At 73.8% G+C, this 9,089-nt stretch carries 6 protein-coding genes; all 6 read left to right on the top strand.

The genetic code is table 11. The annotated features are described in order from the left end of the window. Positions 1-269 precede the first annotated feature (269 nt). The 6 genes from ACH9D3_RS13325 (at position 270) to ACH9D3_RS13300 (ending at position 8,901) form a co-directional block, all read left to right on the top strand. Entirely contained in the window at positions 270-1,673 is a 1,404-nt protein-coding gene (locus ACH9D3_RS13325) for an MFS transporter (protein ID WP_396411304.1), read from the top strand. A gap of 47 nt (positions 1,674-1,720) precedes the next feature. Next, positions 1,721-3,874, top strand: a complete 2,154-nt coding sequence (locus tag ACH9D3_RS13320) for a molybdopterin-dependent oxidoreductase (protein ID WP_396411303.1) — start codon at positions 1,721-1,723, stop codon at positions 3,872-3,874. Beyond that, positions 3,871-5,472, top strand: a complete 1,602-nt coding sequence (locus tag ACH9D3_RS13315) for an FAD-dependent oxidoreductase (protein ID WP_396411302.1) — start codon at positions 3,871-3,873, stop codon at positions 5,470-5,472. Before ACH9D3_RS13320 ends, ACH9D3_RS13315 begins: the two co-directional genes overlap by 4 nt. 119 nt (positions 5,473-5,591) lie before the next feature. After that, positions 5,592-5,939, top strand: coding sequence for a molybdopterin oxidoreductase (locus ACH9D3_RS13310; protein ID WP_396411301.1), 348 nt, complete (start codon positions 5,592-5,594; stop codon positions 5,937-5,939). After that, positions 5,939-8,470: a nitrite reductase large subunit NirB gene (gene nirB, locus ACH9D3_RS13305; protein ID WP_396411300.1), complete on the top strand. Its 2,532-nt coding sequence runs from the start codon at positions 5,939-5,941 to the stop codon at positions 8,468-8,470. Before ACH9D3_RS13310 ends, nirB begins: the two co-directional genes overlap by 1 nt. A gap of 56 nt (positions 8,471-8,526) precedes the next feature. Then, positions 8,527-8,901: a Rieske 2Fe-2S domain-containing protein gene (locus ACH9D3_RS13300; protein WP_396411299.1), complete on the top strand. Its 375-nt coding sequence runs from the start codon at positions 8,527-8,529 to the stop codon at positions 8,899-8,901. The last annotated feature ends 188 nt before the right edge of the window (positions 8,902-9,089 follow it).

Here is a 9,089-nt window from a genome sequence, read left to right as displayed (position 1 = left end):
CTGCGACATGGCTGGGGACTCGGCGTGTGCGGGTGCCGGGGGATGGGGGCTCGGCGGGTGTGGGCGCCCGGACGTAGGGGCTGGGCGTGCGGGGACGGGGGTCGGCGAGTGTGCCGGGGGCGGTCTCACGGATCCGCCGCGGTGCTGTGAGTGAAAGTGCATCGGGCCGTTACGCCTGCCGTCGGGTCCGGAAACACGGACTTCCTAGCGTGGGAGCACCGCACGCCGCCGTCGCCGTGCTCCGCCCCGCTCACCCAGGAGGTCACCCCGTGAGTTCAGAACTGCATCCGGACCCCGCCACGACGGCGGCCACCACGGCCCCGCCGCTCGCCCTGCGCGAGCGGCCCGGCCGCTGGCTGGACGGCTACCGCCCCGAGGACCCCGCGTTCTGGGAGAGCACCGGCCGCCCGATCGCGCGCACGAACCTCACGTGGTCCATCTTCGCGGAGTTCCTCGGCTTCGCCGTCTGGCAGCTGTGGGCCATCACCGTGGTCTTCCTGCCGGGCGCGGGCTTCGCCTTCAGCGACTCCCAGATCTTCTGGCTGATCTCCATCCCGTCCCTCGTGGGCGCCACGCTGCGGATCCCGTACACCTTCATGGTGGGCCGGTTCGGCGGCCGGAACTGGACCATCGCCTCCGCCCTGCTGCTGCTGATCCCCACGGTGGGGCTGGCCCTGGCGGTCGGCAACCCGGACACCCCGTTCGCGGTCATGCTGCTGCTGGCGGCCACGGCCGGCTTCGGCGGCGGCAACTTCGCCTCCTCGATGGCCAACATCACCTTCTTCTACCCCGTGCGGGAGAAGGGGTACGCGCTGGGGCTCAACGCCGCCGGCGGCAACCTCGGCACGGCCGTGGCCCAGCTGGTGGTCCCGATCGCCGTGTCGCTGATCGCCCTCGGCGCCACCGGCCTCTCGGTGGCCGGGTGGATCTGGGTGCCGTTCATCCTCTTCGCGGCCTGGGGCGCCCGGCGGTACATGCACAACCTCTCCCACGCCAAGGGGGACGTCGCGGGGTCCCTGGCCACGGTCCGGGAGCCGCACTTCTGGGTCATGTCCTTCCTCTACGTGGGCACGTTCGGCTCCTTCATCGGCTTCTCCAGCGTGTTCCCGAAGCTCATCGCGGACACCTTCCCCGAGTTCTCGTCCTTCGGCGTGGGCGCCGCGGCGCTGTCCCTGGCGTTCCTGGGCCCGCTGGTCGGCTCGGTGTCCCGCCCCTACGGCGGCAGGCTCGCGGACCGCTTCGGCGGCGCCCCGATGACGGTCGCGGTGTTCGCGGTGATGGCGCTGCTGGCGCTCGCCGTGGTGCTGACCCTGCCCCTGGCCGACTTCTGGCTGTTCCTCGGCCTGTTCCTGCTGCTGTTCACCGCGGCCGGCATGGGCAACGGCTCCACGTACCGGATGATCCCCTCGATCTACCGGGTGCTCGGGCTGCGGCAGCAGCAGGACGACGCCGTGTCCACCGAGCGCAAGGCCTCGGCGGCACTGGGCCTGATCGGCGCGGTCGGGGCGTACGGCGGGTTCCTGATCCCCCAGGCGCTGAACCTCTCGAACAGCACCACGGGCGCCTACAGCGCGGCGTTCTACGGGTTCGTGGCGTTCTACCTGGTGGCCCTCGTGGTCACCTGGTTCTGCTACCTCCGCAGGGGCACCGAGATGGGCGACAGCCACATCTGAGCCGGCACCACCCCCTCGTCCCGCCGACGCCCGAAGGAGCCGCCCGCATGAGCACGACGGCCACCCACTGCCCGTACTGCGCCCTGCAGTGCGCCATGACGCTGGACACGGAGTCCGGGGCCGCCCTCGCACAGGGCTTCCCGGAGGTACTGGGCCGGCAGTTCCCGGTGAACCGGGGCGGGATGTGCCGGAAGGGCTGGACCTCGGCGGAGCTGCTGGCCGACCCGTCGCGGCTCACGGCACCGCTGCTGCGCGGCGCGGACGGGGTCTTCCACGAGGTGTCCTGGGGAGCGGCCCTGGACCGGATGGCCGCGGAGTTCCGGGCGGCCCAGGAGCGCTGGGGCCGCGACGCGGTCGGCGTCTTCGGCGGCGGCGGGTTGACCAACGAGAAGGCCTACCAGCTGGGGAAGTTCGCGCGGGTGGCCCTGCGGACCTCGCGGATCGACTACAACGGCCGGTTCTGCATGTCCTCCGCGGCGGCCGCGGCCAACCGCTCGCTGGGCATGGACCGCGGCCTGCCCTTCCCGGTGACGGACCTCGACGACGCCCACACCGTGCTGCTGCTGGGGACCAACCCGGCCGAGACCATGCCCCCGTTCGTCCAGCACCTCCAGCACGCCCAGCAGCACGGCGGCCTGGTCGTCGTCGACCCCCGCCGTACCGCCACGGCGCGGATGACGGACGACGACGGCGGACTGCACCTGCAGCCCACCCCCGGCTCCGACCTCGTGCTGCTGCTGGGCCTCGCCCACGTGGTCCTGCACGAGGGCCTGGCCGACCGCGAGTACCTCGAGCGGCGCACCCGGGGCTTCGAGTCCTTCGCGACGAGCGTCTCCGCGTGGTGGCCCGAGCGGGTCGAGCAGGTCACAGGGGTCCCGGCCGGGCGGATCCGCCGGGCCGCCCACCTGCTGGCCCGGGAGCGGCGGGGCACGTACGTCCTCACCGGGCGCGGCGTGGAGCAGCACGTCGACGGCACGGACACCGCCACGGCCGCGATCAACCTCGCCCTGCTCCTCGGCCTGCCCGGCGTCCCGGGCTCCGGCTGGGGAACCCTCACCGGGCAGGGCAACGGCCAGGGCGGGCGCGAGCACGGCCAGAAGGCCGACCAGCTGCCCGGCTACCGCAGCATCACGGACCCCGCCGCCCGCGCGCACGTGGCCGGCGTGTGGGGCGTGGACCCGGACGACCTCCCCGGCGCGGGGATCCCGGCCGCGCAGCTGCTGACCACCCTGGGCACCGAGGACGGGGTCCGCTGCCTGTGGGTCAACGGCTCGAACGTGGTGATCGGGGCACCGGACTCCGACGCCGTGGTCCGCGGCCTGCAGGCCCTGGACTTCCTCGTGGTCTGCGACTTCTTCTTCTCCGAGACCGCGGAGTTCGCCGACCTCGTCCTGCCGGTCCTGCAGTGGGCCGAGGAGGAGGGCACCATGACCAACCTCGAGGGGCGGGTGCTGCGCCGCCGCCGCGCGGTCGACCCGCCGCCCGGGGCCCGCGACGAGCTGTGGCTCATGGCCGAGCTCGCCCGCCGGCTCGGCGCCCCGGGGACGTTCAGCCCCGACCCGGAAGAGGTCTTCGAGGAGCTGCGCCGGGCCTCGGCCGGGGGCAGGGCGGACTACTCCGGGATCAGCTGGGCCGCCCTGGACGCCGACGAGGCGTGCTGGTGGCCGTACCCCGCCGGCGGCTCGACGGGCACGCCCCGGGCCTTCCTCGAGCGCTTCGGCCACCCCGACGGGCGGGCCGTGCTCGTCCCGGTCCGCACCCGCGCCGCCGGCCGGGCCGTGGACCCGAGCCCGCCGGCCAACCGCCGGGAACCGCTGCACCGGCCGGGCACCCTCACCCTCGTGACCGGCCGGTACCTGGAGCATTACCAGACCGGGAACCAGACCCGCCGCGTGCACTCGCTGCACGAGGCCCGCCCCGAGTCCGTGCTGCAGATCCACCCCGCGACCGCCGCCTCGCTCGGGATCCGCGACGGCGCCGCCGTGGAGCTGACCAGCGCCCGCAGCCGTGCTGTCGCCCTGGCCCGGCTCAGCTCCGACATCCGTCCCGACACGGTGTTCCTGCCCTTCCACTACGCCGGGAACCAGACCGCCAACAAGCTCGTGGCCTCGGACGCCGTGGACCCGATCTCGTCCATGCCCGAGTTCAAGGCGGGCTCCGTCACCGTCCGGGCGATCGACCTCGAGGAGACGACCCGATGACCCTGCACCGATCCACCCGCCCGGTCGGCACGCCCGTGCGGCCCGGTGAGCACGTCGTCGTGATCGGCTTCGGCCCCGTCGCCGCGCGGTTCGTCGACGACGTCGCCGATCTCGCCGCCGAGGGCACGATCCGCCTCACCGTGATCGGCGGGGAGCCCGACCCGGCCTACAACCGGGTGCTCGTGGGCGAGCACGCGATGGGCCGGGCCGAGCTCGCCACGATGGGCCTCGCCGACCCGGAGTCGCTGTCGCAGTCCGGGATCGACGTCGTGCTCGGCACCGAGGTGACCCGGATCGACCGCTCCCGCCGGGTCCTGCACGTCACGGACGGGCCGTCGGGCGCGACCCGGGAGCTCGGCTACGACCGTCTGGTCCTCGCCACCGGGGCCCGCCCCAACCTGCCCGTGCTGCGCGGGATCAACCCCGACCCGCACGCCTACGAGCACCTGCCGGCCGGGGTCACGGCGCTGCGGGACCTGCGCGACGCCCGGGCCGTGCGCGAGGTCGTCGAGCGGCGCGGGCGCGTGGTGGTCCTGGGCGGCGGCGTGCTCGGGCTCGAGGCCGCGCTCGCGGCGAGCGAGGCGGGATGCCCGGCGACCGTGGTCCACCACGCCCCGTGGGTGATGACCCGCTCCCTCGACGCGGCCGGCGGCGCGCTGCTGGGCCGCGCGCTCGCCGCCGCGGGTGTGGGGGTGGTCTCCGGGGCGCAGGCGCGGGAGGTGCTCCTGGACGAGGACCGGCGCTTCCGCGGGCTCCGCCTCGAGGACGGCCGCGAGGTCCCCGGCGACCTGCTGCTGCTCTCGGTCGGGGTCACGGCGCGCACGGAGCTCGCCGAGGGCGCCGGCCTGCGCACCGCCCGCGGAATCGTGGTCGACCACGAGCTCGAGGCCGACGTGGAGCAGCGCGTGTTCGCGATCGGCGACTGCGCCGAGGTGCTGTGCAGGGACCCGTCCTGCCAGGTCTGCCCGGGCCGGGAGGGGGCGGGCCCGTCCGGGCTCGTCGGACCCGGCTGGCGGCAGGCGGAGTGGCTGGCCGCCCGTTTCCGGGCGGAGCTGCGCGCCGTGGCCGAGGGCGGCACGGCGGTCCTCGCGCCGCTCACGAGCGGACCGGCCGGCGCGGTGCGGCTCAAGGCGCACCAGGTGGAGCTGGCCTGCGCCGGGGCGGTCGGCGGGCTGCCCTGGGAGCCCCGTCCCGGCGGCGGGTCCGTGGTGCAGTGGGCGGACGGCTCCGCCGGCACCTACGCCAAGCTCGTGCTCGCCCCGGACCGCACGCTCGAGGGCTACATCGTGCTCGGCCTGCCCCGCTCCGCGGCCGGCATCGGCCTGCTGCACGACCGGGGCGAGGCGGTGCCCGAGGACCCGAGCGTCCTGCTGCGCCTCGACGGCCCGGACGCCGGGGGCGGGGAGAGCCGGATGACCCCGGAGTCGACGGTCTGCCACTGCGCCGGCGTCACGATGGGCCGGATCACGGACGTCGTGGAGGAGGGTGCCTCCACGGTGGAGGAGGTCAGCTGCGCCACCCGCGCCTCCACCGGCTGCGGCGGCTGCAAGGGCGCGGTGGCCCGCATCATCGAGGTCCACCGCGGCGTGGCCGTGTGAAGGGCACCGAGACTCGTGCCGCCGGACGCTTTGCACGACCGTAACCGGCGGCCACCCGCACCGAAACAGGCCGAGCACAGACTGACGGTGTGCAGCGCACGCCGGCGAAAGGACCACCCGTGAGCTCCCAGAACCTCTTCCTGCAGGGCATCTACCCGTTCGAGGGCGCCGGGCTGGACTCGCCGGCGACCATCCACGAGGACCTCGCGCACGACGTCCTGGACGGGGTGGTCAACCAGCCCCTGTACTTCCGGGGCGGCAACACCTCGTCCGAGCTCGTCACGGTCGTCCTGCTGCGCGACGGGAGACCCGTGCGCTGGTTCCCGATGTCGGCCAAGGGGTCCGTCAACGTGCCCCTGCGGGTCGTGGAGGACGTCGACGGCGGATCCCGCATCGAGCTCGGGCTGTTCGCGCCGGTCGGCGTCCGCGGATCCGTGGTCGTGGACCTGGGGATGGTGGAGCACTGATGAGCACCACGCTCGAGCGGGCCGTCCCCGCGGAGGAACGCACCGGACCCCGCCGTCGCCTGGTGGTCATCGGCAACGGCATGGCCGGGGTCCGCGCCGTCGAGGAGATCCTCGAGCGCGGCGGCGCGGAGCAGTTCGACATCACCGTGTTCGGCGACGAGCCGTACGGCAACTACAACCGGATCATGCTCAGCCACGTCCTCTCCGGCGAGGAGAGCGACGCCGACATCTTCCTGAACTCCCTGCCGTGGTACGAGGAGCACGGGATCGTCCTGCACGCGGGGGTCCGCGCCGAGCGCATCGACCGGTTCGCGCGGGAGGTCCGCTCCGACGACGGGCAGGTGACGCCCTACGACGTCTTGATCATCGCCACGGGCAGCCGGTCCTTCATGCCGCCCATCGACGGGCTGCGCACCGAGGACGGCTCGCTGCTGCCCGGGGTCTTCGCCTTCCGCACCATCGACGACACGCGCGAGATGGTCTCCTGCGCCCAGCACGAGCACCACCGGAAGGCCGTGGTGATCGGTGGCGGCCTGCTCGGTCTCGAGGCGGCCCGCGGGCTGCAGGCCCACGGCCTGCAGGTCGAGGTCGTGCACTCGGGCGGACACCTCATGAACGCCCAGATGGGTCCCGAGGCGGGGGCGATCCTGCGCCGCAGCGTCGAGGCCCTGGGCATCGGCGTGCACCTGAACAGCCGCACCACCCACGTCCTCGGCACGGACAGGGTGCAGGGCGTGCGCCTGAAGGGCGCGCCGGACCTCGCCTGCCACCTGGTGGTCGTGACGGCCGGGATCCGGCCGAACGTCGACGTCGCCGTCGCCAGCGGGCTGCCGGTGGAGCGCGCCGTCGTCGTGGACGACCAGATGCGGGTTCTCGACGAGGAGGGCATGGACGTCGACGGCATCTACGCCGTGGGCGAGTGCGTCCAGCACCGCGGCCAGGTGTACGGCCTCGTGGCGCCGCTGTGGGAGCAGGCCGGTGTCCTGGCCGACCAGGTGACCGGCCGGGACCCCTCGGCGGCGTACCACGGCTCGCGCACCGCCACGAAGCTCAAGGTCGCGGGTGTCGACGTCGCCTCGATGGGCGTGCTGGGCCCGGAGCGGGACACGGACGAGCACGTCATGTTCTCCGAGCCCGGGCGTGGCGTCTACAAGTCCGTGGTGATCCGGGACGAGAAGATCATCGGTGCCACGCTGCTCGGGGACAGCCGGAAGGTGGCCTTCCTGACGCAGGCCTTCGACCGCGGGCTGCCCCTGCCCGAGGAGCGGACGTCCCTGCTCTTCGACCTCGGCGGCCCGTCCGAGGAGACCGGGGCCGCCGAGCTCGACGACGACGCCCAGGTCTGCAACTGCAACGGCGTCAGCAAGAAGGACCTCGTGGACGCGGTCAGGGGCGGCTGCGGCACGGTGGCCGGCGCCATGGACGCCACCCGCGCCGGCAAGGGCTGCGGCTCGTGCAGGCTGATGGTCGGGCAGGTGGTGGAGTGGGCGGCCGGCGGCGCGGTCGAGGAGGACCCGTCCGCGAACTGGTACGTGCCCGGGATCCCCCTGGACAAGCCGGCCCTGATGGCGGCCGTCCGCGAGCAGGGGCTGCGCTCCGTGTCCGAGGTCTTCGCGGCGCTCGCCCCGGACCGGGCCGACGACGCGAGGTCCAAGATGGGGCTCGCCTCCCTCCTGAAGACGATGCTGGCCGACGAGTACGTCGACGAGCGCGACGCCCGCTTCATCAACGACCGGGTGCACGCCAACATCCAGCGGGACGGCACCTTCTCCGTGGTCCCGCAGATGAAGGGCGGCGTGACGTCCGTGCACCAGCTGCGCCGCATCGCCGACGTCGCGGAGAAGCACGGCATCCCGATGATCAAGCTCACGGGCGGTCAGCGCATCGACCTGCTCGGCGTGCCCAAGGAGGACCTCCCGCAGGTGTGGGCGGACCTGGACATGCCCTCCGGCTATGCGTACGGCAAGAGCTTCCGCACGGTCAAGACGTGCGTGGGCAAGGAGTTCTGCCGCTTCGGCACGGGCGACTCCACGAAACTGGGGATCGAGATCGAGTCGAGGTTCCAGGGCATCGAGTCCCCGGCCAAGCTGAAGCTCGCCGTCTCGGGGTGTCCCCGCAACTGCGCGGAGTCCCTGGTCAAGGACGTCGGGGTGGTGGCCGTCGAGGGCGGTCGCTGGGAGATCTACGTGGGCGGCGCCGCCGGGGCGCACATCCGCAAGGGCGACCTCCTGACCACGGTGGACGACCCGGAGGACGTCAAGCTGCTGGCCGGTCGCTTCATGCAGTACTACCGCGAGAACGCCAACTGGCTCGAGCGCACCTACGCGTTCGTGCCGCGGATGGGCATCGAGCACGTCCGCGCGGTGGTCGTGGACGACGCCGAGGGCATCGCCGAGCGCCTCGACGCGGCCATGCAGGCCTCGATCGACGAGTACAGCGACCCCTGGGCGGAGCGCGACGACCCGTTCACCCCGGGCCAGTTCCGCACCTCGTTGCCGCTCGAGGTCCGGCCCCGGGTGCCGGTCCGATGAGCGACGGCCCGATGAGCGACGGTCCGGTGAGCGATGGTCCGCCGAGTGCTGATCCCATGACCGACGGTCCGGCCGGCACCGGTCCGGTGGGCGCCGGTCCGGCGCGTGCCGGGACCGCCGGTGCCCGGGAGCACCTCCTGGGACCGCTGGAGCAGATCCCGCCCGGCGAGGGCCGGGCCTTCGCCGTGGACGGGGAGCAGATCGCCGTGTTCCGTCTCCGGGACGACACCCTGCGGGCGCTGTCCGCGGTCTGCCCCCACCGCGGCGGGCCCGTCGCCGACGGACAGATCGACCATCGCGTGGTGGTGTGCCCCCTGCACCAGCACACCTTCGCGCTGGACACCGGCTGCTCGACGACCGGCCAGGACCCGCTGCGCAGCTACCGGGTCTCCACCGACGTACAGCGCAACATCGTCCTGCACACCGGCTGACGGGTGCACGGCCCGGTCCCGGTGCCGTCCCGCCGGACACGGGACGACGGGCTCGCCAGGTCCCGGCGCCGCCGAGGTCGGCGCCCGTGGCGCGGGGGACGCCGGGCGAGCCACGCGGGTGCGGCGCGCCGATGCACCCGGTCCCCGGGGCGGGGTGCGACCATGGGCGCGGATCTCCGCCGGACGGG

The organism is Kocuria kalidii (genome assembly GCF_044462225.1).
Classification (GTDB): domain Bacteria; phylum Actinomycetota; class Actinomycetes; order Actinomycetales; family Micrococcaceae; genus Kocuria; species Kocuria kalidii.
This window is presented reverse-complemented; position numbering and strand designations above follow the sequence as displayed.

Coding starts and splice junctions, on each gene's coding strand:
- ACH9D3_RS13300 (WP_396411299.1), top strand. CDS start 8,527: ATGACCGACGGTCCGGCCGGCACCGGTCCGGTGGGCGCCGGTCCGGCG.
- ACH9D3_RS13315 (WP_396411302.1), top strand. CDS start 3,871: ATGACCCTGCACCGATCCACCCGCCCGGTCGGCACGCCCGTGCGGCCC.
- nirB (WP_396411300.1), top strand. CDS start 5,939: ATGAGCACCACGCTCGAGCGGGCCGTCCCCGCGGAGGAACGCACCGGA.
- ACH9D3_RS13320 (WP_396411303.1), top strand. CDS start 1,721: ATGAGCACGACGGCCACCCACTGCCCGTACTGCGCCCTGCAGTGCGCC.